Raw genomic sequence first — 25,316 nt, 5'->3', positions numbered from 1 at the left:
ATCCTCGGTTCAAGGTCCTCAGCTCCGGATCCTCAGGTCCCGAGTCGCAGCGGCCGCGACGCCCTGGGTCGCAGCAATTCACGATGCACCTCACGAAAGGCCTGGTCATCGCAGCGCTCGAGCCACTCGTAGGCGACCATGTCAGCGCTGACCAAGTGGGCGCCGGCCTGACGGGCCCGCTCGCCGGCAAGTCTCGCCTCCTCCCCGCGCCGGCTGACGCAACCCTCGACCAGCCAGAATACCTCGACCCCCTGCTTCAACAGTCCGAGCGCCGTTTGCAGCACACAGATATGGGCCTCGGCTCCGGCGATCACCACCTGACGCGGCGTTGCCGCCTCAAGGGCTTGCGCCACCTCGCGTTCTCGACAGGCGTTGAAGTGACTCTTGGTAAACCAGCGCGCGCTCTGTGGCAGGGCGCACGTCAGGCGCGGCTCCGTCGTCCCCAGGCCCTGGGGGTATTGCTCGGTCACCCACACCGGAACCTCCAGGCGCTCCGCCACGGCTGCCAGCCAGCCAATTTCGGTGATCGCCTGGTCCCCCCTCGCCACCACCGGCATCAAGGCCGTCTGTACGTCGACCACCAACAGTAGACTATCGCTACGCTCGATCAGCATACTCTCTCCTCGCCTTTTCGTTGTACACGGCTTCCCGCGACGCTCGTTATCGCTAGAATGGACGAGCGACTCACCGGTGACCACCAGGGACACCGGTAAAGACAGGCCAACGCAGGCCGAATTATGGAGATGTCTAGATGCGTCACCTTCTCGTGATGATTCTTGTCGGCGTGATGGGCTTCGGCCTCGCCGTCGACAGCGCCGATGCCCGTCGCCTGGGCGGCGGCAAGAGTGTCGGCTCCTTCTCGCGTCAGGCCAGCCCCAGCGCCACCCAGACGCAAAACACGGCGCGTCCGAACGCGGCACCCACCGCGGGCAAGAAGAGCGGCCTGATGGGAGGCATGCTAGGCGGCCTGCTGGCCGGCAGCCTGCTCGGCGCACTGTTCTTCGGCGGTGCCTTCGATGGGCTTGGCATGGTCGATATCCTGCTGATGGCGGGCCTCGCCTTCCTGGCGTTCAAGTTGCTGGCCCGGCGTCGTTCGGCAACGGCATCGGCCGGAGGTGGCGGACATGGCATGCAGCGCGAGCAGGCCCCCTCTTCTCCGTTCCAGATGCCCGGCAGCTCCGGTACTTCCGGTGCCGCCTTCGGCGGTCCTCAGGGCGACCCAGAGTGGTTCGACCGTGAGCGCTTCCTCGGTGGTGCCAAGGAGCACTTCATGACCCTGCAGCGGGCCTGGGACAACAACGACCTCCCGCGCATCCAGGAGTACGTGACACCGGAGCTCTACAACCTGCTGCGCGAGCAGCGCGCCAGCGAGCCGGCCAACAACCAGACCGAGATCGTGCGTCTGTTTGCGGAACTCGGTGGGGTGCAGGAACTGGGCACCCAGGCCGAAGCCCGCGTGCTGTTCCATGGAGTGCTCAACGAAAACGGCACCGAAACAGAGTTCAACGAAACCTGGCACCTGGTGCGCGAAATGCGTGACGATGCCCCCTGGTACGTGCAGGGCATCGAACAAAACGCCTGACGGCAGTCTGTGCTACCCGCTGCCGGCAAGCGGTCGACGCTTATCGGCAGCGAACGCAAAAGGGGCCGAGATCCTAGGATCTCGGCCCCTTTTTCTTCATTTGCCGCGTGAACGATAGAGCGGTTCGAGCAACTCCGCACTATTCAGCTGAAGGCTGGCGGCGTGAGTCGGCACTTGGTGCCTAGCCGAGACAGGGCCCCAGGCGACAGCGCAGCGGCGTCAGACAGATTACTGCGCGGCCTTGTCGGTGGCCTGCTCAACTTCATCGCCGGCCTCTTCGACCGTCTCACCGGCGCTGTCCGCCATCTGGTCGGCCTCTTGCTCGGCCTCTGCGGCAGCCTCATCCATGGCCTGATCCGCATCGTCAGCAGCGTCAGCCATGCTGGCAGCGGCCTCGTCGGCTTCCTGCTCGGCCTCGGCGGCGGCGTTATCCATGGCCTGTTCCGCGTCGTCAGCGGTTTCCGCCATGCTGGCGGCGGCCTCGTCGGCTTCCTGCTCGGCTTCGGCGGCGGCGTTATCCATGGCCTGTTCCGCGTCGTCAGCGGTTTCCGCCATGCCCTCTGCGGCCTCATCCATGGCCTGCTCGGCATCCGCTGCAAGCTCCTGCGCCTGCTCCTCGACGGCTTCGCGAGTGTCATCCACCTTGGCGCCGGCTTCCTCGGCTGCATCATCCTCGCAACCGGCCATGACCAACATCAACGATGAAATAGCAGCAGCCAGGGCCAGGCGACGAAACGTTCCTTGCTTCATGTAACACCTCCAGGGAATGATGAGTATGAACTCCCCATTTACATTAGAAGCCTGGGCGCGTCTTGGCTAGCCCTCTCCTTGCGCGTATTCCGCAAAGACCGTGCAGTTTCCAAGGAAACGACGCCACTGCAGCGACAGGCGGGCACATGCCAGCATGCACCCGCCAACCCTCAGGTTACTCGATCACGACCCGCGCATTGCGCGGCTGAATCGGGCGGTTGTTGTCATCGCCGATGGCCTGAGCAAAGGCAGTCATCTGGTCAGAGGACAGCGACTGCGGCGCTTTCATCACCAACCAGCGAACACCTTCGGTACAAGGAGGGGTGGTCAGCGAACCATTCAGACGAAAATATTCCTGGTCTTCCGGTAGCACCTGGGCGAAGTCAATGCCGCCATCTATTTCCGCCGTATCTCCGGCACTACTGGGCAAACTCGCCACAAGCCCGTCAAACACGGCATTTTGCTCACCTTCTTCGAACATCACGGACACGACTGCCAGATCTCCCTCCTTGTTGGCATGTACCAGGTGCGCCTCCAGCGGGAACTGGCGTCCATCCACCGTGTGCTCAGACGGAGCATGGAAATGCATCTGCAACAAGGTATAGACGTCACCATCCAGCGTCAGGGTATTGTCCTGAGAAGAGGCCACCTGAACCGTGTGGCCATTGTTGACCACCGCAGCCCCTGGCTGGCCATAGGAGAGCTCAAGCGGTGCCAGCGCCGCATCAACACCATAGGCGATATCCACCGGCGATTGGTTATGGCCCAGCCCGCACATCTCGTAACTGTCACTGAGTTCCGCCCAATGAGCCGGTCCGGTCTCACCCTGGTAGGACCAGTGAGGCGCTTCGGTGGCTGCCAGCGCGCTGCAGGTGAAAAGTGCGCAGCTAAGAAAGCTGGTGACCTTCAACAGAGTCATTTTCGTCATCCTTGTCCAACAAAAAGAAAAGAGCCTGCCCCATGGGGCAGGCTCTTTATCCTACTGATCGTTGAAGGTCTCACGCGACCGATTGGCATATCAGCGGTGGCTGTATATCGATAAAGCAAAGACTGCTCAATCGATCACCACCTCGGCCGGATGGTCGGCGAACACTGGCATCAATACCGGCTCGCCTGAGACAAGACTCTTACCTAAAACGATGTATCGACAGGCTTAGTTGGTCGCGTCCTCGGCAGACTCTTCCATCTCCTCGCCCATCTCTTCCATGGATTCGCCGGCATCTTCCACCGCCTGATCCATCTCTTCACCGGCCTGCTCCGCGGGTCCTTCCTCTTCGCAGGCTGCCAGGCCACCGGCCATCATGGCGATCACGAAAGCCATACCAAAACGACGCATCATGCTGTTCTTCATGACATCTCCTTGTACAACATTGGTCGAAGTTCACTACCACCCTAGCGCGCCAATGTGACACTGGCTAGGGGGCGAGCGCCCCACCGGCGGAGCAGTTGCTCGAGAGCTAAGTAAAACTGACACTGCGTGGCTTCATTTCGTCAGCCACATCAGAACGGATACTGTCGGGGCTCACGCTGAACGCTGACCCATTGCACGGTGGTCATCTCCTCCAGCACCCAGTCACCATTGAAGCGGCCGATGCCCGAGTTCTTCTCGCCACCGAAGGGCATATGAGGCTCGTCATTCACCGGCATGTCATTGACATGCACCATGCCGGAGTCGATCTGCCGAGCGACGCGTTCGCCGCGCTCCAGGGAACCGCTGAAGACGGCTGCGGAAAGGCCGTACTCGGTCGCATTGGCGATACGTATGGCGTCGTCTTCACCATGGGCCTTGATGATCCCGGCGACCGGCCCGAAGATCTCATTGCAGGCCATATCCATCTGTTCACTGACGTCGCGAAATACCCAAGGCCGTAGACAGGGCCCTTCCAGAGACCCCTCAAGGGCAACCTTGGCTCCCGACTGCCGAGCCTTGTGCACGACCTCTTTCAAGCCCTCGAGCTGTTGCTCATTGATGATAGGACCAATGACCGTGTCGGACTCGGCAGGATCTCCGACCTTGAGCCCCTTGACCCGCTCGACAAAGCGCTCCACGAACTCATCGTAGATGGTGGCATCGACAATCAGCCGATTGATCGCAATGCAGATCTGCCCCTGGTGCATGAACTTGCCCACCACGGCGGCTCTGACCGCCCGGTCAATGTCTGCATCATCGAGCACGACAAAGGGGCTATTACCGCCCAGCTCCAGCGCCACCGGCTTGATGAAGCGACCGCCCACAGCGCCCTTGGCAATCTGCCGTCCGACTTCCGTTGAACCCGTAAAGGAAATGAGCTTGGCCAACCGATGCTCGACGATGGGCGTCCCCAACTCACTGCCAGAGCCTACCACAACACTGAGCAGCCCGGCCGGCAGGCCCGCCTCTTCATACAGCCGAGCCAATAACAGTCCGCCGGTCAACGGCGTGTCGCTGGCAGGCTTCAGCACCACGGCATTACCCAAGGCCAACGCCGGTCCGATGGTGCGCTGGGTCAAGTGAAAGGGAAAGTTCCAGGGACTGATAACGCCGATGACGCCCAGTGGCTTGCGATAAACGCGATGTTCCTTGCCCGGCACGCTGGACGCGGCCATCGATCCTTGCACGCGGGTCGCCATGGCGGCAGCTTCCAGCGACATTTCCCGGGCATTGTTCCATTCAAGTTCCGCCTTGATACGGGTACTCCCGGACTCGCGAACCAACCATTCGATCAACTCGTCCTTACGCGCCTCGAGACGCTCGGCCACCTTTCTCAGTACGGCTGCCCGCTCGATGGCACTGGTGGCAGACCATTGCTGCTGGGCCTGTTGCGCGGCTTCGAACGCCCGATCCACATCATGACGATCCGCCTGGACGATCTTGATCAACGACGTCTGATGATAGGGATCGTACACTTCCAGTGTCTTTCCAGATCCCCCGTCTCGCCATTCCCCGGCGATGGGCTGCAACTGCAAATCCTTGAGGCTCCACATACCGACTCCCTCCGTTTTGCACAACGTCCGTTTCGCGCAGCTCTTGCGTCGCACAGCTTTATGTCGCAAAGCTTTCGTTGCGAACAACTTTCGTATAACTATCGTCACAGAATCCTAGACAGCTCGCCGATCCCTCGCAAGGGGGCGAACAGTGACATTTTGTACCGCTCCGCCGTCTCTTCAGTGCCGCAGGTGGGTCATGCCAGCCTCGATGACTACCTCTCGCGGCCACCACTAAATCTCGCCAAACGCACGTCTCATACCCCGGTCCACGGATAGGCCGACCCCATGCTTGCGATCATCATGATGTTCGAAACGGTATATAAGCGGCGAAAAAGCTGACCTCTATCAGCAGCGCTGAATCGTGACAGCCATAGACTGACGGGGACAGGTACGTACAAAGCCGCTTTTCAAGCCTCCTCCGTGGCACGCCTAACCAGGGAGCTGGAGGAGGTTTCGCAGGTTGCTTTTTGTCTGTCTATCTCTTGTCTGGAGGCCTCTGATGGCGGTTACCAATCTTGCTGAACTCGATGCCCTGGTGGAACGGGTCAAGGCCGCGCAGCGCGTCTTTGCCAGCTTCTCCCAGGAGCAGGTCGACACGATCTTTCGAGCGGCGTCGCTTGCTGCCAACCACGCTCGAATTCCGCTGGCCCGCCAGGCGGTGGAAGAAACCGCCATGGGCGTGCTCGAAGACAAGGTGATCAAGAACCACTTTGCCTCGGAGTTCATCTACAACAAGTACAAGGACGACAAGACCTGCGGTGTGATCGCGACCCACGACGAGGCCGGCACCATGACCATCGCCGAGCCGGTGGGCCTGATCTGCGGCATCGTGCCCACCACCAACCCGACCTCCACCGCCATCTTCAAGGCGCTGATTTCGCTGAAGACCCGCAACGGCATCATCTTCTCGCCCCACCCCAGGGCCCGTCACTGCACCAATGCAGCGGCCAGGCTGGTGCTGGAGGCAGCGGTGGCGGCAGGGGCGCCCAAGGACATCATCGGCTGGATCGACCAGCCTTCGGTGGAACTCTCGGAAGCCCTGATGCAGCACGAAGGCATCAACCTGATCCTGGCCACCGGTGGACCCGGCATGGTCAAGGCGGCCTACTCCTCCGGCAAGCCGGCCATTGGCGTGGGCGCCGGCAACGTGCCGGTGATCATCGACGAGACCGCCGACATCAAGCGGGCGGTGGCCTCGGTGCTGATGTCGAAGACCTTCGACAATGGCGTAGTGTGTGCCTCGGAGCAGGCGGTGATCGTGCTGGACGAGGTCTACAGCGAGGTGCGCGAGCGCTTTGCTTCCCACAACGCCTACCTGCTGTCACCTACCGAAGCCGACCAGGTGCGCCAGATCCTGTTGAAGAATGGCCACCTCAACGCTGCCATCGTCGGCCAGTCGGCGGTCACTATTGCCGGGCTTGCCGGCATCCAGGTGCCCGCCGATACCAAGATCCTGATCGGCGAGGGCCCGCGGGTCGATATCGACGACGCCTTCGCCCACGAGAAGCTGTCGCCGACCCTTGGCATGTACCGCGCCAGCTCCTTCGAGGACGCCGTGGACCAGGCCTGTACCATGGTCGAGTTCGGCGGCATCGGCCACACCTCGGGCCTGTACACCGACCAGGACACCCAAAAGGAGCGGATTCGCTACTTTGGCGACCGCCTCAAGACCGCGCGCATCCTGATCAACATCCCCACCTCTCACGGTGGCATCGGCGACATGTACAACTTCGACATGGCACCGTCGCTGACGCTGGGCTGCGGCTCCTGGGGTGGCAACTCGATCTCGGAGAACGTCGGTCCCAAGCACCTGATCAACACCAAGACGGTGGCCAACCGGGCGGAAAACATGCTGTGGCACAAGCTCCCCGAGTCGATCTACTTCCGTCGCGGCAGCCTGTCGGTGGCCCTGACCGACCTCAAGGACAAGCAGCGAGCTTTCATCGTCACCGACCGTTTCCTGTTCAACAACGGCTACGTCGATGAACTGACCGCGCTGCTCAAGGCCCAGGGCATGGAGGTCCACACCTTCTATGACGTCGAGGCCGACCCCACCCTGTCCATCGTCGACAAGGGCGCCGAGGCCATGGCCAGCTTCCAGCCGGACGTGATCCTGGCCCTCGGTGGCGGCTCGCCGATGGACGCCGCCAAGATCATGTGGGTCAAGTACGAGCACCCGGAGGTACACTTCGAGGAGCTGGCCATGCGCTTCATGGATATCAGAAAGCGCATCTACCAGTTCCCCACCATGGGCGAAAAGGCCAGCCTGGTATGCATTCCCACCACCTCGGGCACCGGCTCCGAGGTGACGCCTTTCGCCGTGGTCACCGACGACAAGACAGGGATCAAGTACCCGCTGGCGGACTATCAGCTGACCCCGAACATGGCCATCGTCGACGCCAACCTGGTGATGAAGATGCCGAAGTCGCTGACCGCCTTCGGCGGCTACGACGCGGTGACCCACGCGCTGGAAGCCTACGTCTCGGTGCTGGCCAATGAATTCTCCGACGGCCAGGCCCTGCAGGCGCTGAAGCTGCTCAAGCAGTACCTGCCGGTCAGCTACGCCGAGGGCGAGCGCAACGCCGTCGCTCGCGAGAAGGTGCATAGCGCCGCCAGCATCGCCGGCATGGCCTTCGCCAACGCCTTCCTGGGCGTGTGTCACTCCATGGCCCACAAGCTCGGCGCGGTGTTCCACCTGCCCCATGGTCTGGCCAACGCCCTGCTGATCACCAACGTGGTGCGCTTCAACGCCAACGACAACCCGACCAAGCAGACCGCCTTCTCACAGTACGACCGGCCCAAGGCGCGCTGTCGCTATGCCGAAGTCGCCGATCACCTGGGACTGTCACAGGCCGGAGACCGCACCGCCCAGAAGGTCGAGCGGCTGATCAACTGGCTCGACGAGCTCAAGCGCGACCTGGATATCCCCGCCTCGATCAAGGACGCAGGGGTAGCCGAAGCGGATTTCCTGGCCAAGCTCGATGAAGTCGCGGAAGAAGCCTTCGATGACCAGTGCACCGGCGCCAACCCGCGCTACCCCTTGATCAGCGAACTCAAGGAAGTGCTGCGGGCCTCCTACTACGGTGAGGTCTACGTGGAGGGTGAGACCTTCGCCGGCACCACCGTGATCAAGAAGCGCGAGGAGCCCAAGGCCGACGCAAAGGTCCCCAGTGCACCTGCATCGAAGGATCAGGGCGCCAAGGATCAGGCAGCCAAGACACCGGCACGCAAGGCGAGAAAGGCCAAGGCCGACGCCTGAGTCCAGGCTGGCGCCTGGCTCCTCGGCAGGGCTTGATCGACGGTGTCCCGCCACAACCACAGCCCCCGCGAGAGTGACTCGCGGGGGCTTTAGCGTCTTGCAGACATTCGCCAGACCACATCCCCTGAGCCAAGCGGCCAACCGACGTGCATGCCGCCAGCCAACCCACCTGCGCGATACCTGCGCTATAGTGTCGGAAAGATGGCGACATCGGTGTCCATTGCGAGACCTTGTGGTCGCCCCGCCCGCAAGGACACCCGCATGACGGCCGCCTTTACCACCCGACAGATCGACTCCCGAGAGCGCTTCGCCTTCTGGCACGACGTCGTCTGCCGTCACTGCATTCCCGCGGACAGTCAATGCCTCGACGAGCGGCCCTTCCATGGCAGTCTCAGCGTCAGGCAATACGGCGACGTCGCCATCAGCACGATGGCCGCCTCTTCCCACCGCTGGCGCCGGCAGTCCCATCACCTGTCCCACGACAGCGACGATGACCTGTGGCTCGGCTTTCTCGAGAGCGCCACGGCAAGGCTCGATCAGGATCAGCGGCGTATCACCATCGGGCCCGGCGACCTGGTGCTATACGATGCCTGTCGCCCGTTCGAATGGTGCCTGAGCGCCAGCGCGCTTCATCTTGTGCGCCTGCCTCGGGCGCCCCTGATGCGTCGCCTGGCCTCCACCGAGTCGCTGACCGCGCGGCCTATCCCGACGACCTTGCCGGGCGCCACCTCATTGAAGGCGTTGATCCACGACGGCGCCCGGCTGGACGCCGGGGCGTCGTCGACTGGGCTCGGCGAGGCGATGGTCGATCTGGCGGCGTTGGTGCTCGAGGGGCTTGGCGGCGCGGGAGACGATCGCAACGACGCTCTCTACCGACGCCTTTGTCACTACCTGCGACAACAGCACCAGGATTGCTCGCTGAGCCTTGAGCGCATCGCACGGGACAACCATGTCTCTCGGCGCACCCTCACCCGCCTGTTCGCTCGGCATGGTCAGACGCCCATGGCAGCACTGTGGGCGATTCGCCTGGAGCAGAGTCGCGCCACCCTGCGAGCAGGTGGTACCCGCAGCATCACCGAGGTCGCTCTGGAGCATGGCTTTACCAGTGTCTCCCATTTCAGCCGTAGCTTCCGTCGGGCCTATGGCCATTCTCCCTCTACCTTGCTGCGCGCAACTCGCCACGCACCCGAGACGATGTGACCCCACAAGCACGTCCTGGCCCTCTCGGGCCAACGCTTGGCCCGCTCAGGCAAACCTGCGCCCTGCCCGCTGCCTACCCTGAAGGTGTGCATTTTTTCTGACCATCAGGATGACAACAATGACAGACCATCCGCTGCACTTTGACGGCCTTATCGAGATCGGCCGTCGTATCCAGTCCAGGGAGCTGAGCGCCGTCGAGGTCACTCGCACCATGCTCGAGCGCATCGACAGCATCGATACCACCCTGAACAGCTTTGTTACCGTCATGGCCGACAGCGCACTTCAGCAGGCGGCCCAGGCAGACCGAGATCTGGCCGCCGGCAACCACAAGGGGCCGCTTCAGGGTGTTCCGCTGGCCGTCAAGGATCTGCTGTGGACCAAGGGGACCCCAACGACCCACGGCATGCCCCTGCACCGTGACCACGTGCCCCGAGAAACGGCCAGCGTGGTTACACGCCTCGACCAGGCCGGGGCCGTGCTGCTGGGCAAGCTGCAGCAGACCGAAGGCGCCTTCGCCGATCATCACCCCGACATCACGCCGCCCACCAACCCCTGGGGTGAGGCTTTGTGGTCAGGCGCCTCGTCCAGCGGTTCCGGCGTGGCCACCGCCGCCGGGCTGTGCTTTGGCTCGCTGGGCACCGACACCGGAGGCTCGATTCGCTTCCCCTCCGCCGCCAACGGCGTCACCGGCCTCAAGCCGAGTTGGGGCCGCGTCAGCCGACACGGCGCCTTCGAACTGGCGGCCTCGATGGACCACATCGGGCCGATCGCCCGCAGCGCCGCCGATGCCGGGGCGCTACTTGGCGCTATTGCCGGTGCCGACGAACGTGACCCCACCGCTGTCCCCCTCGCCGTGCCGGATTACCTGGCCGGCATGACACGCGGCCTGAAGGGTGTGCGTATCGGGCTCGACCCTCGCTGGGCCATCGAAGCGGTGGATGCCGAGACCCGAGGCGTCCTCGAACAGGCACTCTCCAGCCTGGAACAGCTCGGTGCCCAGATCGAGGAAATCGACTTCCCCGACACCCAGCAGGCGGTATTCGACTGGGCGCCGTTGTGCGGCGTGGAGACCGCCGTCGCCCACGCCGAGACCTTCCCCAGCCAGCGTGAAGCGTACGGCCCTGGTCTTGCCGGCCTGATCGACCTGGGGCGCGCCCAGAGCGCTGTGGACCACCAGCAACGACTGCTGCGCCGGGCCGAGTTCAAGGGCCGGGTCGACCGCCTCTTGGCCAGCGTCGATCTGCTGATTGCCCCGGTCACCGCCTACGCCGCCCCGTCGATGGCCTTTATGGAGAAGTTCGGCGAGGATGAAGCACTGTTTTCCGGCATGCTGCGCTATACCTGTCCTTTCGACCTGAGCGGGCATCCGACCATTACCTTGCCGGCGGGCTTCAGCCAACAGGGCGGGCCCATCGCCTTCCAGTTCATCGCACCGATGTTCGAGGAAGCGATGCTGGTACGCGCCGGCTGGGCTTTCCAGCAGATCACCGACTGGCATCGTCGACATCCAGACCTGTCGCCCTCGAGCCTTTTCCCCTCGCTGGCTTCTGCTGGCACCCGGTGAAGGCTGATGGAATGACGCCGATGGCCTAAAGTCGGGTCAACAGACCCGATTTACGCCACGAGGTGCCCCATGTCCCTGCTCGATCAACTGGCCGAGACACGCATCCAGAAGGCGCAGCAGGAAGGCGCCTTCGATAATCTGCCGGACCGCGGCAAGCCCATCGAACTCGACGACGACAGCATGATTCCCGAGACGCTGCGGGCGGGTTATCGATTGCTGAAAAATGCGGGCTACCTGCCCCCGGAGCTTCAGCTTCAGCGCGAAATGCGTGAGGTGGAAGACCTGCTGGCACAGACACAGGAAGCCGCCGAGCGAGGCGCCTGCGACAAGCGCCTGCGCCTTCTGCGCGCACGGCTTGCCGAAAGCGGGCGGGGTGCCAGTCGGCTGCTGGAGCTCGGGCACTATCACGACCGACTGGTGGAGAGGTGGGAGGAAGACTGACCCTGCGGTTGGTATCAGCACAGTGCGCTAGCGTGAGTCCGACCGGGCGCTCGACGGGACGTGGCGTCGGCGCCAGCGCCACGACAGCCACAGCCCCACCAGCAGAAGCGCCCCGGCGACCAGCACCGGCAACATCGGCGGCGAGGCGGCGGTCTTCAGTGCTACCCCAAGCTGGGCATAGAGCGAAGTGGCACACAGCAGCAGCCCTGCCATGGGTATCGCCAGGGTTGCCCAGCGTTCTCCCCGGCGGAAGGGCCCCCACAACAGGGTGCCCACCAATACCGCCACGCCAAGGCAAGCACCGCCAAGGGCGCGCATCAACGCCAGCAGCACCTGCTGGGTCCCGCCGTCCACCGACGCCCAATCCGACCCCATGGCCGCCGCGTGGTAAGGCATAAATTCACTGCGCGAAAGATAGACGACGCCGAATGCGACAAGGATCAACGCCGCCAGGGAATGGCAGGCAAGGGAACATCGTGAATAGCGCTGCATGACGTCATCCTGGTGCTGCGAACACAAACGCAGCGGGGAATCGTTGCCCGCCACACCGGTGAGAGTCGGCCACTTGGCTGCCCCGTACAACAACCCTAGCTGCATGCGGGGGCCGGCACCCCCGGCCAGAGGTACCAGACATGTGACTCTGACCTTTGCGGGCAGGTCTCAGCTCTTGCTACCTGCGCCATGCAACAGCTTCACCGCAACGCCGCCGATCACCACACCCCAGAAGGCCGCGCCCAGTCCGAACAGGCTCATGCCCGAAGCGGTGACCATAAAGGCGATCACAGAGGCCTCTCGGTGATCATCGGCGGCGATCATGGCAGCCAGATTGCTGACGATCGCAGCAATCAGTGCAAGCCCCGCCAGCACCGCCACGAAGGCCCCCGGCAGCGAGCTGAACAGCGCCACAATGGTACCGGCGAACAGCCCGCCGACCAGGTAGAAGACGCCGTTGGCGACCCCCGCCACATAGCGCCGTTCCGGGTCCTCGTGGGCCTCCTTGCCGGTGCACAGCGCGGCGGTGATGGCGGCGACCACGGTGGAAATACCGCCAAAGCAGGCGGTCGCCAGGGACGTCACTCCCGCCACCGTCAGTATTGGTCTGGCCTCGGTGTCATAGCCCGCCCCCTGCAGGATCGCCATGCCTGGCAAAAACTGGCCGGTCAGGCTGACCACCACCAGCGGCAGCGCCAGGCTCAGGGTGCTGGCGAGGCTCCATTCCGGGGTGATCCACACCGGCACCGCCAGGTGCAGGCCGACGCCAGCCAGGCTGGCATCCTCCAGCAGCACGGCCAGCACGATACCGGTGAGCAGCAACAGGATCAGGCAGTAGCGCGGCGCCACGCGCTTGGACAGCAGATAGGCCACCAGCATGCCGAGGGCAAGCGACGGCGACGTCTCGATGGCCGCAAAGGCGTCCAGCCCGAACTGGAACAGGATGCCGGCCATCATTCCGGCGGCTACGCCCTTGGGAATCAGCGCCATCAGCCGGTCGAAGCTGCCACTGATGCCGATGACCAGCATCAGTACCGCCGCGCTCAGGTAGGCCCCCACCGCCTCGGCCAGGGACAATTCGGGAAACAGGCTGACCAGCAGCGCCGTGCCCGGCGCCGACCAGGCGGTCACCACCGGCACCCTGAGCCACAGGCTCAGTACGATGCCGGAAACCGCCGCCCCCAGCGAGATGGCCCACACCCAGGAGGTCATCATGGCGGGGGAAATGTCCGCCGCTGCCCCGGCCTGAAAGAAGATCGCCAGCGGCCCTGAATAGGAAATCAGTACCGCCACGAAGCCCGCCGTCACCGCCGACAGCGACAGATCCCGCGCCAGGGAACCTAGCCAGGAAGCGCTGGCCCGGTCGTTCCCGGTATCAGCAGAGGGATGGCGCATGGTTGGGCTCCTTGATCAGCCTGGGTCACCGCCAGCCACCGGCAGCACGCTACCGGTAATGTAGCTGGCGTCATCGGATGCCAGAAACAGGATCGGCCCCACCTGTTCATCCAGAGTGCCGTAGCGATGCATCAGGCTGGATGCCTTGGTCTGGTCGATCAGCTGCTGGTACCACAGCGCGTCCTGTTCGCTCTGGGGCTCGGCGTTGCGAGGCGTCAGCCGCGGTGGCGCCTCGGTGCCACCCGGCGCGGTAGCATTGACCCGTACCCCGTGCTCGGCCATATCGATGGCCAGCGCCACGGTCAGGGCGTTCACCCCACCCTTGGCCGAGGCGTAGGGCACTCGGTTGACGCCCCGCGTCGCCACCGACGATACGTTGACGATGTTACCGCCACTCTCGATCAGATGAGGCAAGGCCGCACGGCAGCACCACAGGGTCGGGAACAGCGAGCGGCGCACCTCGGCCTCGATCTGATCCGGCGCATAGTGGGTGTAGGGCTTGGCCCAGATGGTGCCACCGACGTTGTTGACCAGCACGTCGATGCGCCCAAAGCGCTCGATGGCTCCCCCCATGGCGGCCTCGGCACCGTCCCAGGTTTCCAGATCGGCCGTCAGCGCCAGCGCCTCGGCGCCCTGGTCGGCCAGCGCACCCGCCACGTCATGCACGTGCTCGGCGCGGTCCACCAGCACCAGCCGGGCGCCCTCTTGTGCGGCCCTTTCCGCCAGCCGCCGCCCAATGCCCTGGGCGGCGCCGGTGATCAGCATCACTTTCTGTTCAAATCGTTTCATCTCACGGTCCTGTTTTTACGGTCCTGTGCTTACGGTCCTGTACTTACAGTCCTATGCCTATGGTCCTGCGATGGGCACGACTCACCCCACGCCAAGGTGGGTATCAAGAATCGAGGGGGCATCCCTGAGCGCCTGACTGCTGCCGTCGAACACCACCTTGCCCTTGACGATCAACAGGTGGCGGTCGCCCACCTCGAGCAGGTTGTCGATGTTCTTGTCGACGATGATGCTGGCGATGCCCGAGGCCTTGATGGTGCGGATGATCGACCAGATCTCGTCACGGATCAGCGGCGCCAGCCCTTCGGTGGCCTCGTCAAGGATCACCAGCCGGGGATTGAGCATCAGCGCCCGACCGATCGACAGCATCTGCTGCTCGCCGCCGGACAGCAGCGAGCCATCGTGACTGATCCGCTCCTTGAGCCGGGGAAAGGTGTCCAGCACCCGTTCGATGTCCCAGTCGCTGCGGCCATCGACGCCGGTGCGGGCGGCCATTACCAGGTGTTCTCGCACGCTGAGGCCAGGGAAGATGCCCCGCCCCTCCGGCACATAGCCGATCCCCTGGCGAATCACCTGCCAAGGCCGCCGCTTACGGGTGTCCACGCCCATGATCCTGACATCCCCATGGCGCGGCGGCACAAAGCCCAGGATCGACTTCAGGGTGGTGGTCTTGCCCATGCCGTTGCGGCCGAGCAGGCTCAGCGTCTCGCCGGCCTTCAGGCTGAGGTCCACGCCGTGCAGCACGTGACTCTCGCCATAGAAGGTGTGCAGGCCACGGGCATCGATCAACGGCGCGCTGGTGTCGATCGTGTCCGCGCCACTTCCGCTGCCAGCGTCATTCATGGTGCGATCAAGACGGGCGTTCATGGCGCTACCTCGCGGCGGTGGGGGCGGTCATCGATATCGTCAGAGGCGTCGTCCTGGCCCGAGTCATGGCGACCCAGGTAGACGTCGCGCACGCTGTCGCTTGCACGAATGCTGTCGGTGCTGCCGCTTTCCAGCACGCAGCCGTCGACCATCACGGTAATGCGGTCGGCCAGGCGGAACACCGAGTCCATGTCGTGCTCGATCAGCACGATGGTGTAGTCGCGAGACAACCGCTTGAGCAGATCGGCGACCTGGTCGGTTTCCTCGCGGCCCATGCCGGCCATGGGTTCATCCAGCAGCATCAGCTGCGGCTGGGTGGCCAGCACCATGGCGATCTGCAGCTGACGCTGCTCGCCGTAGCTCATGCCGGAGGACAGCGTATGGGCGCGGGGCACCAGGCCACAGGTGTCCAGCGCGGCCAGCGCCCGCTCGTCCACTTCCCTGGCGCGCTTGCGCGAGCGCCAGCTACCGATAACCCCACCATGGTGAATGCGCGCCGCCAGTTGGCAGTTCTGCAGGCAGGTCAGGCGCGGAAAGATATTGGTCTTCTGGTGACTGCGCCCGATACCCAGTCGCGCGACCTGGTGGGCTTTCTTGCCCTGGATGGCGCTGCCGCGATAGACGATCTCGCCCCGGGTGGGGGGAATCTCCCCGGATAGCAGGTTGATCAGGGTGCTCTTGCCGGCGCCATTGGGTCCCAGGATGGCGTGAATCTCGCCACGCTCGACCTGAAAGTCCACATCATTGACCGCCAGCAGGCCTCCGAAGCTGCGGGTCAGGCCGCGGGTCGACAGCATGCTGCTCATGACGACACCTCCCCGGCGGACTTGCCCGCCGACGCCTGCGACGCCGAGGCCACACGCTCTGCCTGCTGGGCATCTCTGGCCGCGCTCCAGCGCCCGAACAGCGACGTCTTGCGTCCTGGCGGATCGAGCAGTAGCCCGGCGATGCCCCGGGGCAGCACCAGCACCGCGACGATGATGGTCATCCCCATCAGGATCGGCCAGTGGTCGGTCAGGTGCTCATAGAAGTACAGCAGCAGTTCATAGGCGAAAGCGCCGAGGATCGGCCCGAAGATGGTGCCCATGCCGCCAAGGATCACCATCATCAGCACCTCGCCGGAGTGGTGCCAGCCAAGTTGCGCGGGATTGGCGAAGCCGTACTGCATCGCCGCCAGCATGCCGGCGACACCGGCGATCATCGCCGACACCACGAAGGCGATCAGCTTGTAGCCGGTGGTGGCGTAGCCCAGCGCCTGCATACGGTGCTCGTTGTCGTGGATGCCATCGAGCACCTGGCCGAAGTGGGAACGGGTCAGGGCGCGCAGGATAAGATAGACCGCCACCAACAGCGCCAGGCAGAAGTAGAAGAAGGTCAGCGGATTGTCGAGATCGACAAGGGGCGTCTCACCCATGGCGAGGCTCGGCCTGAACATGATGAAGACCCCATCGGTACCGCCTGTCATGCTGGATGTGCTGACGGTGTAGAAGAGCATCTGGCCAAAGGCCAGGGTGGTCATGATGAAGAAGATGCCCTTGGTGCGCAGCACCAGCACGCCGACGATGGCCGCCACCGCTCCGGTGACCAGCATTACCAGCGGCAGCATCCACCACAGCGAGGCCGGGCTGAAGTCAGGGCTGGCCATGGCCAGGGTATAGGCGCCAAGGCCGAAGAACAGCGCATGGCCCAGGCTCACCAGGCCAAGAATACCCACCAGCAGATCGAGGCTGACGGCGAACAGGGCAAAGATCAGCATCAGAGTCAGCTTCTCCATGAAGAAGGCGCTGGACTCCCCGAACAGGGCCGGCCCCCAGGCCGGATAGGCGATCAACAGCGCAAGTCCCGCCAGCAGCAGAAACGTCACGCGCTTGGGATAACGGTGCAACATGGTCCCTCTCCTCCGGGCGGATACTCGCCCGTCAAGGTCGTGTCAGGGTGTGGCCGGCGTCAGGCGAACAGCCCGCGCGGCTTGATCAACAGCACCAGCGCCATGATCAGGTAGATCAGCATGCTGGCGAGGCTAGGAATCAGCACCGGACCGAAGGTCTCGGCCATGCCGATCAACAGGGCACCGAAGAAGGCCCCCTTGATCGAACCGATGCCGCCGATGACCACCACCACAAAGCAGGTGATCAGGATGGAATCCCCCATCCCCGGAGTGATCGACGACAGCGGCGCCGCCATCATCCCGGCGAAGGCCGACAGCGCCACGCCGACGCTGAAGATCAGGGTGAACAGGGTGCGGATATTGATGCCAAGGCCCTCGACCATCTCGCGGTTGACGGCACCGGCGCGGATGACAATGCCCAGCCGAGTGTGGCGAATGACCCAGTAGATGGCGCCGGCCAGCGCCAGGCATACCGCCGCGACGAACAGCCGATAGACCGGATATTGCAGGTTGTCGGTCAGCGCGATGGAGCCGTCGAACGGCGCCGGCAGCGCCACCGAGTGCACATCGCCGCCCCAGATGATGCGCTGGGCCTCGTTGAGCACCAGGATCAGGCCGAAGGTCAGCAGCACCTGGTAGAGGTGGTCACGCTTGTAAAGGGTGTCCAGAAACAGTCGCTCGATGACCAGGCCAAGCAGCACCGCGATGGGTACCGCGATCAGGATGGCCAGCCAGAAATTGCCGAGCCGCTGGGTCAGGTCGAAGGCCAGGTAGGCGCCAATCATGTACATGGCGCCATGGGCCAGATTGATGATGCCCATGATGCCGAAGATCAGCGTCAGGCCACTGGCGATAAGGAACAGCAGCAGGCCGTATTGCAGGCCGTTGAGCAGCTGTACCCCGAAGAAGGCAAGATCCATCGTCGTTCTCCTCGTCTGGATGAGGGCAAGCAGGCGGCAGTACGCAAGCTCGCGCGGCCGCCTGCTGGGCTCAGCTCTTCATCGGGCAGGCGCTGTCGGGAACTTCCAGCTGCGGGCTTGCGATGGCGGTGACGTGGTGCTCACCGTCCCTTACCTCGCGCAGGTAGACGTTCTGGATCGGGTGATGGGACTCGGAGAAGCTCACCGGCCCGCGCGGGCTGTCGAGCTGCACCGAGCCGAGCGCGGCGATCAGCGCCTCCCGGGTCGGCTCACCGTCGATCGCGCCGTAGGCCTGGGCCAGCATCTTGCCAGCGTCATAGCCCTGCACCGCGTAAGTGTCGGGGACCTCGCCGTAGGCCTCCTGATAGGCGGCGACAAAGGCCTGGTTCTGCGGGGTATCCAGGGTCTCGGCGTAGTGCATGGTGGTCTGCACGCCGTCGGCGGCGTCGCCCAGGGCCAACAGGTTGCCGTCGGTCAAGAAGCCCGAACCGTACAGCGGAATGCTGTCGTTGAGCCCGGCCGCGGCGTAGTCGCGCACGAAGCCAACCCCGCCGCCACCGGCGAAGAAGGTGTAGACCGCATCCGGGGCGATGCTGGCGATCTGGGCCAGGTAGGTCTGGAACTCGGTGCTCGGGAAGGGCACCAGAATCTGCTCGACGATCTCGCCGCCGGCCTCCGTGAAGGCCTGCTCGAAACCGGCCAGGTCCTCCTTGCCACCGGCATAGTCCCAGGTGATGGTGACGATCCTGCGATGGCCCTGGTCATAGGCCACCTGGCCCATGGGGTAGCTGTTCTGCCACATGCTGAACGAGGTACGAAAGACGTTGGGCATGCACAGCTGGTTGGTGGCGGCCTCGAGCCCGGCGTTGGGAATGATGGTGATCGCACCGGTCTGCTTGGCCACCCGCAGCATGCCCATGGCAACGCCTGAGTGGACCGGACCGATGACCACATCGACACCGTCGCCCTTGACCAGGCGACTCATGTTCTGGGGCGCCTTGGAGGGGTTGGCTTCGGAATCCAGGGCCACGTATTCAACGCCGTGGCCACCGAGGCTTCCGCCCTCCTGCTCGATGGCAAGCTTGAGCCCATTGGTGATGGATTCACCAAGGGCCGCGTAGGTACCGGAATAGGGCAGCATCAGGCCCAGCTTGACGTCATGGTCGGCCTGGGCCGGGCTGGAGGCCCCCAGGGTGAGGCCCAGGGCCGGCGTCAGGATCAGAGCGCCGAGCGCGGCTCGACGAGCGAAGAGAGAACGTGCGCCGGAGCGCTTTGTACTGGTTGTCATGGTCGATTCTCGTCAGGTTGTGATTGTCGTTATGTCTCCAGGGACACCATCGGCGTGGGTCCCTGGCCTGGCTGGCGATTCACTCAGTTGGGGGTGAACTTCTCGTAGTGGAAGCTGGCGGGCTTGATGCCCTGACTGTCGAAGTGCTTGAGCACCGCGTCCACCATCGGCGGCGGGCCGCACAGGTAGACATCGACATCACCGCCATGCAGCTTGCTCTCGTCCATGTGATGGGTGACGTAGCCCTTGCGCTCGTGGCTGCTGCCCTCGTCCGCGACCACCGTCAGATAGTCAAAGTCGGGCAGCGCCTCGACGGCGGCGTCCAGCTCCTCGCACTTGACCAGGTGATCGTCCTTGGTCACCCCGTAGATCATGTGGATCGGCTGGCCGGCGCCCTCGCCCCGGGCTTCCAGCAACGCCAGCTGCTTGAGCATCGACAGGAAGGGCGCAAGGCCGGTACCGCCCGCCAGCATCAGGATCGGGCGCTGGATGGCGCGCAGATAGAAGCTGCCCATGGGGCCGGTCACCGCCATGGCGTCACCGCCCTTGGCGCGCTCGCTGAGATAGCCGCTCATCAGGCCGTCAGGCACATTGCGAATCAGAAAGCTGGCACGGCTCTCCCCTGGCAGTGAGCTGAACGAGTAGCTGCGATGCTGCTCGGCTCCCGGCACCTCCAGGTGCACGTACTGACCGGGCAGGAACTGCAGCGGTTCGCCCTCGATGTCGATGGCAAGCTCAATGGAGTCCTCGGACAGCGACTCGACGTGCACCACCGAGGCGCTGCGGGTGTCCACCGCGGTCTTGCACAGGGTCGAGGCCACCGGCACCGACAGCACGCAGTCCGATGACGGCACCATCTGGCAGGTCAGCACCTGGCCTTCGTGCAGTTCCTCGTCGGACAACGCCTCGTCGATGTACTCGTCACCCAGCTCGAACTCGCCCTGGTCGCAGTGGCACTTGCAGGTGCCGCAGACGCCATCGGAGCAGTCCATCGGCAGGTTGACCTTGTTGCGGTAGGCGGCATCGAGGACGGTCTCGCCCTCGTTGCAGTCAATGAAGCGCGACACTCCATCTTCGAAGTTGAGCGCAATGGTGTAGCTCATGGCCGTTCTCCTGCGACGCGCTAGACGTGGTACACGTCAATCACCTGGTGGATGTAATCGTTGTTGAGCTGCACCTTCTTGCGGGTGATAAGCGGACTCTCGCCGGACACGTCCAGGGTGTAGTAGGACACCCCGAAGTAGCTGTCGGTCTGCTTGTAGCGGTGGCTCAGGGTATGCCAGTTGAAACGCACCTCGACCACATCGCCCTCTTCCTTCAGCACCTCGATGTTGGTGATCTGATGGGTGGTACGAGGCTCAGGGGTGCTGGCGCCGCTGCGCTCGGTCTTGATCCGATAGACGCGATCTTCGAGCCCCTCACGGTTGGGGTAGTAGATCAGCGAAATCTCGCTGTGGGGATCTTGGGTCAAGGTGTCGTCATCGTCCCAGCAGGGCATCCAGAACTCGGCCTTCTTGGCATACAGGGTCAGCCATTCGTCCCACTGGCGGTCGTCCAGCAGCCGCGCCTCGCGGTACACAAAGGCCTGGATATCGTGATAGCTGATGCTCATGATCATGCTCCTCTGTGTGGCGCTCAGGCGGTGGCCGTGGTGGTCGCGATGAACTGGCTGCGTTCCTTGTCGATGGCGCGCAGCATTTCCTCGACCCAGTGCTGGTGGTGCAGCACGTAGAGCCCTTCATCCTCTGGTGAGGCACCACTCTTGAGCGGCTTCATGTCGATGGCGGCGGCGTCTTCATCCGGACCATCGATCCACTGCTTGGCGCCGCGGGACAGGTCGTTCCACTCGGCCAGGGCGCCGTTGTAGCCGTTCTGGCAGCCGCGGAATTCCTCCAGGTCGTCCGGCGTCCCCATACCGCTGACGTTGAAGAAGTCCTCGTACTGGCGAATGCGCACCCGGCGGTTCTCCGCCGACTCGCCCTTGGGCGCGAAGCAGTAGATGGTGACCTCGGTGCGGTCCACCGCCAGCGGCCGCAGCACCCGAATCTGGGTCGAGAACTGGTCCATCAGGTAGACGTTGGGGTACAGGCACAGGTTGCGGGTCTGGTTGACGATGTTGTCGGCGCGGGCCTCGCCCAGCTCCTGCTCGATGCGCTCCTTGTGCTCGTACACCGGGCGTACCTCAGGGTTGAGCAGCCGGGTCCACAGCATCATGTGGCCGTTCTCGTAGGAGTAGAAACCGCCCTTCGACTTGGACCAGCCGTCAGCGTCCACCGCCTTGGTGCCGCCCTCGTCATAGTTGCGGCGGTCCATGGTGGAGGCGTAGTTCCAGTGCACGGTACTGACGTGGTAGCCGTCGGCCCCGTTCTCCGCCTGCAGCTTCCAGTTGCCGGTGTAGGTGTAGGAGGAAGTCCCCCGCAGGATCTCGAGGCCTTCGGGAGCCTGATCGACGATGTTGTCGATGACCTTCATGGTCTCGCCCAGGTACTCCTCGATGGGCATGACGTCGGCGCTCAGGCTGCCAAACAGAAAGCCCTTGTAGTTGGCAAACTTCGGCAGTCGCTTGAGGTCATGGGAGCCGTCCTGCTTGAACGCATCCGGGTAGGCACCGACCTTCTCGTTCTTGGCCTTGAGCAGGCGACCATCGTTCTTGAAGGTCCAGCCGTGGAACGGACAGGTAAAGGTGCCCTTGTTGCCCTGCTTGCGGCGGCAGATGGTGGCGCCACGGTGGGCGCAGGCGTTGATCAGCGCGTGCAGCTCCCCGTCCTTGTCGCGGGTGATGACCACCGGCTGGCGCCCCATGTTCAGGGTAAAGTAGTCGCCGGGCTCGGCGACCTGACTCTCGTGGGCCATGAACAGCCAGTTGCCCTCGAAGATGTGTTTCATTTCGAGTTCGAAGAACTCGGGGTCGGTGAACATGCTGCGATGGCAGCGGAAGACGCCCTTCTCTGGGTTGTCTTCGACGGCACCGCGCACGCGGGCTTCGATCTGGTCGAGTTTATTGCTCATCGTTGTTCTCCTCTCTCGTCCTCTATCTCGTCCTTTATCTCGTCCTCGCCTCGCCCGTCGCTTGTCGGCCTGTCGGGCCGGTCAGGGGCAAGGCACCGTCCGCGAACGAGACGCTCCTGTGTGAGTCAGGGGCCGGCACGGGTCCGGCGATCGGGCAGTGGGTGCGCGTCTCAGACGTCTTCGAGGGCACGCGGGCGCCTGTGGCGCGCCTGCAGGGCCTCATCACTGGTGGCGGCAAGCTCGATATCGAACACCACCTCGGTGAAGGGTCCTTCAATGCCACGGGCACTGGCCTCGGCCTGGTCGTCGATGCGACTGGCGTCCACCACCAGCTCCTCGCGGGTGGCGAAGGCGAAGTCGTCGAAGGTGTAGGGGTCACCGGCCAGGTTGATCTGGGTGGTCAGGTGCTTGTGGCCTGGCGCCGAGATAAAGAAGTGGATATGCGCCGGGCGCTGGCCGTGGCGGCCGAGCAGGTCAAGCACCTGCTGGGTCGGGCTGTCGGGGGGGCAGCCGTAACCGGAGGGAATGATGCTGCGGGCACGATAGCGGCCATCGGCGTCGGTGAAGATGCTGCGCCTCAGGTGATAGTCCGACTGGGAAGGGTCGAAGAAGCTGTAGTTGCCCTTGCTGTCGGCGTGCCAGATCTCGACCTTGGCCCCGGCAATGGGCTGGCCGCTGGTGTCACGGACCTGACCGGTCAGCCACATCACTTCGGCCTGAGTGTCGGAACCATCGTCCATGCGCGCCAGGCCCTCGGACTCAGGTGCGCCAGCCACATACAGCGGCCCTTCGATGGTGCGCGGGGTGCCGCCCTGAAGGCCGCGGGCCGCGTCCTCGGCGTCCATACGCATATCCAGGTAATGATCGAAGCCAAGACCCGGCGCCAGCAGGCCGAACTGGGTGCCGGCACCCAGTGCGTTGAGCACGCTGATACCCGCCCAGAACTCCTCCGGGGTAACGTCATAGTCGTCGATCAGTTTGTACAGGTCCGACAGCAGGCGATGCAGAATCTCCTTGGCGCGCTCGTCGCCGCCGCTCTTGTCGAAGCCGGCAACGGTGTTAAGGAAGTCCTGGACCTCCGGGGTGTCAAAGATACGGACTGGCGTGGTGGTGGTTAGCTTGTTCATCTCACACTCCTCACGGGATGGCGCTGTTATCGTTGTTATTGACGTCTTCGTTGACATTGGCGCGGGGTGAGCTGGCCGGGACGGCATCTGCCGTAGGCTCGTCAGGGGGCCGGCCGGGCTCGGGGATGACCAGGAAGGGAGCGTTACGCCCTTCCCGACGTGATTCAGCGATCGTCCTCGCGTACCGAGGACGGGTGGCGGCACAGCGGTTTGACGCGGATCTCCATGTAGGGAAACAGCGGCAGATTCGCGACCAGCTCCTGCAGTTCGGCGTTGTCCTCCACATCGAAGATGCTGACGTTGGAGTAGCTGCCCGCCACTCGCCACAGGTGGCGCCACTTGCCGGCGCGCTGCAGTTCCTGGGAATAGGCCTTCTCGGTGGCCTTGATCTCGGCGGCCCGACTGGGGTCCATGTCCGGCGGCAGCTTGACGGTCATTTCGACGTGAAATAGCACGGCGTGTCTCCTGGTGGTCGTGGGGTAAGGCGCCCTTAACGGCGGGCGTACTCGCGCAGCTTGTCTTCGTCCAGCTCAAGGCCAAGGCCGGGGCCATCCGGCAAGGCAACGCCAAAGTCGGTGTAGTGCAGCGGTCGGGTGACGATGTCGTCGGTCAGCAGCAAGGGGCCGAACATCTCGGTGCCCCAGGCCATCTCGGGCAGGGTGGCCCAGGCATGCAACGAGGCGGCGGTGCCGATGGTGCCTTCGAGCATGGTGCCGCCGTAGAGCCCGATGCCGCCCGCTTCGGCCAGGTGGGCCAGGCGCAGCGCCCCCCGGGGCCCGGCGCTCTTGGCAATCTTCAGGGCAAAGGCACCGCTGAAGCCGGAGTCGATCAGCGCCAGGCCACAGCGCAGGTCCTGAACGCCTTCATCGGCCAGCATGGTCACCTCGAAACGGCTGGACAGGCGCGCCAGTCCGGCCCGTTCATGGGCGGGAATGGGTTGCTCGATCAGCTCGACGCCGGCGGCCTCGAGCTCGGCAATCGCCCGCACCGCGGTGGCTTCATCCCAGGCCTGGTTGACGTCGACCCTGACACTGGCGCGATCCCCCAGCGCGGCCTTGATCGCGGCCACGTGCTTGACGTCACGCGCCACCGGATTGGCACCGATCTTGAGCTTGAAGTCGCGATGGCGACGCTGCTCCAGGCGCCGCTCGGCCTCCTCGATGTCCTTATCGGTGTCACCGCTGGCCAGCGTCCACAGCACCGGCAGGTGGTCATGGCGAGGGCCGCCCAGCAGCGATGCCAGCGACACCCCGAGGCGCTTGCCCTTGGCGTCCAGCAGCGCGGTCTCCAGCGCCGACTTGGCGATGACGTTGCCCTTGGCCAGCTTGTCCAGACGCGCCATGGCCAGATTGATGTTGTCTGCAGGCAGGCCTTCGAGCGCCGGCGCCAGGTAGGTATCGATATTGACCTTCATGCTCTCCGGGCTTTCCGGGCCATAAGCCAGGCCGCCGATGGTGGTGGCTTCACCCAGCCCCTCGATGCCGTCGGAGCATCGCAGTCGCACAATCACCAGGGTCTGGGTGGCCATGGTGGCCATCGACAGCTTGTGCGGCCGGATGGTCGGAAGATCGACCAGCAACGTCTCGATGGATGCAATGGTGATGCTCATAGGAACTCCGGCACGTGACAGAACGGAAACGGGTGAACAAGCCATACCTGAGTAAGCTTTTTCTTACTTAGAGGCGACTTCTCTCACACGCCATCTCTTGTGACCCATGATGCGAAACCCCCTGTTTACGGCGTCTTCACGAATTCTGGTTGTCTACGGACCGCGGAACCAA

At 63.9% G+C, this 25,316-nt stretch carries 24 protein-coding genes; 5 read left to right on the top strand and 19 right to left on the bottom strand.

Annotation, left to right across the window (positions count from 1 at the left end):
• Positions 1-32 precede the first annotated feature (32 nt).
• The gene (locus KUV41_RS12740; RefSeq protein WP_222164004.1) at positions 33-614 is read right to left on the bottom strand and encodes an isochorismatase family protein; all 582 of its coding nucleotides are present in this window, start codon (positions 612-614) and stop codon (positions 33-35) included.
• Positions 615-751: 137 nt separating this feature from the next.
• On the opposite strand from KUV41_RS12740, the gene KUV41_RS12735 reads away from it, so the two are divergent.
• Positions 752-1,582, top strand: coding sequence for a Tim44 domain-containing protein (locus tag KUV41_RS12735; protein ID WP_222164003.1), 831 nt, complete (start codon positions 752-754; stop codon positions 1,580-1,582).
• Between the two features lie 228 nt (positions 1,583-1,810).
• On the opposite strand, the gene KUV41_RS12730 is transcribed toward KUV41_RS12735, so the two are convergent.
• The 4 genes from KUV41_RS12730 to KUV41_RS12715 all read right to left on the bottom strand — a co-directional run bounded on the left by KUV41_RS12730 (position 1,811) and on the right by KUV41_RS12715 (position 5,296).
• Positions 1,811-2,332: a hypothetical protein gene (locus tag KUV41_RS12730; RefSeq protein ID WP_222486436.1), complete on the bottom strand. Its 522-nt coding sequence runs from the start codon at positions 2,330-2,332 to the stop codon at positions 1,811-1,813.
• A 175-nt stretch (positions 2,333-2,507) separates the two neighbouring features.
• A complete protein-coding gene (locus tag KUV41_RS12725; RefSeq protein ID WP_222486435.1) occupies positions 2,508-3,251 on the bottom strand; it encodes a carbonic anhydrase in 744 nt (247 codons plus the stop codon).
• Positions 3,252-3,485: 234 nt separating this feature from the next.
• The gene (locus KUV41_RS12720; protein WP_206940522.1) at positions 3,486-3,683 is read right to left on the bottom strand and encodes a hypothetical protein; all 198 of its coding nucleotides are present in this window, start codon (positions 3,681-3,683) and stop codon (positions 3,486-3,488) included.
• 149 nt (positions 3,684-3,832) lie between these two features.
• Complete coding sequence (locus KUV41_RS12715; protein ID WP_222486434.1) at positions 3,833-5,296, bottom strand: aldehyde dehydrogenase family protein; 1,464 nt, start codon at positions 5,294-5,296, stop codon at positions 3,833-3,835.
• A 502-nt stretch (positions 5,297-5,798) separates the two neighbouring features.
• Between KUV41_RS12715 and adhE the strand changes: the two genes are divergently transcribed.
• The 4 genes from adhE to KUV41_RS12695 all read left to right on the top strand — a co-directional run bounded on the left by adhE (position 5,799) and on the right by KUV41_RS12695 (position 11,763).
• The gene (gene adhE / locus KUV41_RS12710; protein WP_222486433.1) at positions 5,799-8,558 is read left to right on the top strand and encodes a bifunctional acetaldehyde-CoA/alcohol dehydrogenase; all 2,760 of its coding nucleotides are present in this window, start codon (positions 5,799-5,801) and stop codon (positions 8,556-8,558) included.
• A 261-nt stretch (positions 8,559-8,819) separates the two neighbouring features.
• Positions 8,820-9,758, top strand: a complete 939-nt coding sequence (locus KUV41_RS12705) for a helix-turn-helix domain-containing protein (RefSeq protein WP_206940528.1) — start codon at positions 8,820-8,822, stop codon at positions 9,756-9,758.
• 118 nt (positions 9,759-9,876) lie between these two features.
• Positions 9,877-11,322, top strand: coding sequence for an amidase (locus tag KUV41_RS12700; protein ID WP_222486432.1), 1,446 nt, complete (start codon positions 9,877-9,879; stop codon positions 11,320-11,322).
• 69 nt (positions 11,323-11,391) lie between these two features.
• Positions 11,392-11,763 (top strand): DnaJ family domain-containing protein, encoded by a 372-nt coding sequence (locus KUV41_RS12695; RefSeq protein WP_206940532.1) that lies wholly within the window; start codon positions 11,392-11,394, stop codon positions 11,761-11,763.
• A 27-nt stretch (positions 11,764-11,790) separates the two neighbouring features.
• Here KUV41_RS12695 and KUV41_RS12690 read toward each other — a convergent pair whose 3' ends face one another.
• The 14 genes from KUV41_RS12690 to KUV41_RS12625 form a co-directional block, all read right to left on the bottom strand.
• On the bottom strand, positions 11,791-12,255 hold the full coding sequence (locus tag KUV41_RS12690; RefSeq protein WP_222486431.1) for a hypothetical protein: 465 nt from the start codon (positions 12,253-12,255) through the stop codon (positions 11,791-11,793).
• 168 nt (positions 12,256-12,423) lie between these two features.
• Positions 12,424-13,650, bottom strand: coding sequence for a benzoate/H(+) symporter BenE family transporter (locus tag KUV41_RS12685; protein WP_222486430.1), 1,227 nt, complete (start codon positions 13,648-13,650; stop codon positions 12,424-12,426).
• A 15-nt stretch (positions 13,651-13,665) separates the two neighbouring features.
• Positions 13,666-14,439 (bottom strand): benzoate diol dehydrogenase BenD, encoded by a 774-nt coding sequence (gene benD / locus KUV41_RS12680; protein WP_222486429.1) that lies wholly within the window; start codon positions 14,437-14,439, stop codon positions 13,666-13,668.
• An 81-nt stretch (positions 14,440-14,520) separates the two neighbouring features.
• Entirely contained in the window at positions 14,521-15,303 is a 783-nt protein-coding gene (locus KUV41_RS12675; RefSeq protein WP_261396039.1) for an ABC transporter ATP-binding protein, read from the bottom strand.
• Positions 15,300-16,109 (bottom strand): ABC transporter ATP-binding protein, encoded by an 810-nt coding sequence (locus KUV41_RS12670; protein WP_222486428.1) that lies wholly within the window; start codon positions 16,107-16,109, stop codon positions 15,300-15,302. Before KUV41_RS12670 ends, KUV41_RS12675 begins: the two co-directional genes overlap by 4 nt.
• The gene (locus tag KUV41_RS12665) at positions 16,106-17,191 is read right to left on the bottom strand and encodes a branched-chain amino acid ABC transporter permease (RefSeq protein ID WP_222486427.1); all 1,086 of its coding nucleotides are present in this window, start codon (positions 17,189-17,191) and stop codon (positions 16,106-16,108) included. The genes KUV41_RS12670 and KUV41_RS12665 overlap by 4 nt, the downstream gene beginning before the upstream one ends.
• Positions 17,192-17,250: 59 nt before the next feature.
• Entirely contained in the window at positions 17,251-18,111 is an 861-nt protein-coding gene (locus tag KUV41_RS12660) for a branched-chain amino acid ABC transporter permease (RefSeq protein WP_222238860.1), read from the bottom strand.
• 70 nt (positions 18,112-18,181) lie between these two features.
• Complete coding sequence (locus KUV41_RS12655) at positions 18,182-19,399, bottom strand: ABC transporter substrate-binding protein (protein WP_222486426.1); 1,218 nt, start codon at positions 19,397-19,399, stop codon at positions 18,182-18,184.
• An 83-nt stretch (positions 19,400-19,482) separates the two neighbouring features.
• Positions 19,483-20,502 (bottom strand): benzoate 1,2-dioxygenase electron transfer component BenC, encoded by a 1,020-nt coding sequence (gene benC / locus KUV41_RS12650; RefSeq protein ID WP_222163984.1) that lies wholly within the window; start codon positions 20,500-20,502, stop codon positions 19,483-19,485.
• A gap of 20 nt (positions 20,503-20,522) precedes the next feature.
• On the bottom strand, positions 20,523-21,011 hold the full coding sequence (gene benB, locus KUV41_RS12645; protein WP_315900584.1) for a benzoate 1,2-dioxygenase small subunit: 489 nt from the start codon (positions 21,009-21,011) through the stop codon (positions 20,523-20,525).
• A gap of 23 nt (positions 21,012-21,034) precedes the next feature.
• On the bottom strand, positions 21,035-22,408 hold the full coding sequence (locus KUV41_RS12640; RefSeq protein WP_222486425.1) for a Rieske 2Fe-2S domain-containing protein: 1,374 nt from the start codon (positions 22,406-22,408) through the stop codon (positions 21,035-21,037).
• A gap of 170 nt (positions 22,409-22,578) precedes the next feature.
• Complete coding sequence (catA, locus tag KUV41_RS12635) at positions 22,579-23,535, bottom strand: catechol 1,2-dioxygenase (RefSeq protein ID WP_222163981.1); 957 nt, start codon at positions 23,533-23,535, stop codon at positions 22,579-22,581.
• Between the two features lie 164 nt (positions 23,536-23,699).
• Positions 23,700-23,990: a muconolactone Delta-isomerase gene (gene catC, locus KUV41_RS12630; protein ID WP_206940560.1), complete on the bottom strand. Its 291-nt coding sequence runs from the start codon at positions 23,988-23,990 to the stop codon at positions 23,700-23,702.
• A 35-nt stretch (positions 23,991-24,025) separates the two neighbouring features.
• Positions 24,026-25,144, bottom strand: a complete 1,119-nt coding sequence (locus KUV41_RS12625) for a muconate cycloisomerase family protein (protein WP_206940561.1) — start codon at positions 25,142-25,144, stop codon at positions 24,026-24,028.
• Between the last annotated feature and the right edge of the window lie 172 nt (positions 25,145-25,316).

The organism is Halomonas sp. DP8Y7-1 (assembly GCF_019801685.1).
Taxonomy (GTDB): Bacteria; Pseudomonadota; Gammaproteobacteria; order Pseudomonadales; family Halomonadaceae; genus Halomonas; species Halomonas litopenaei_A.
Note: the sequence above shows the minus strand (reverse complement) of the source record. Positions and strands in the feature narration are given on the sequence as shown.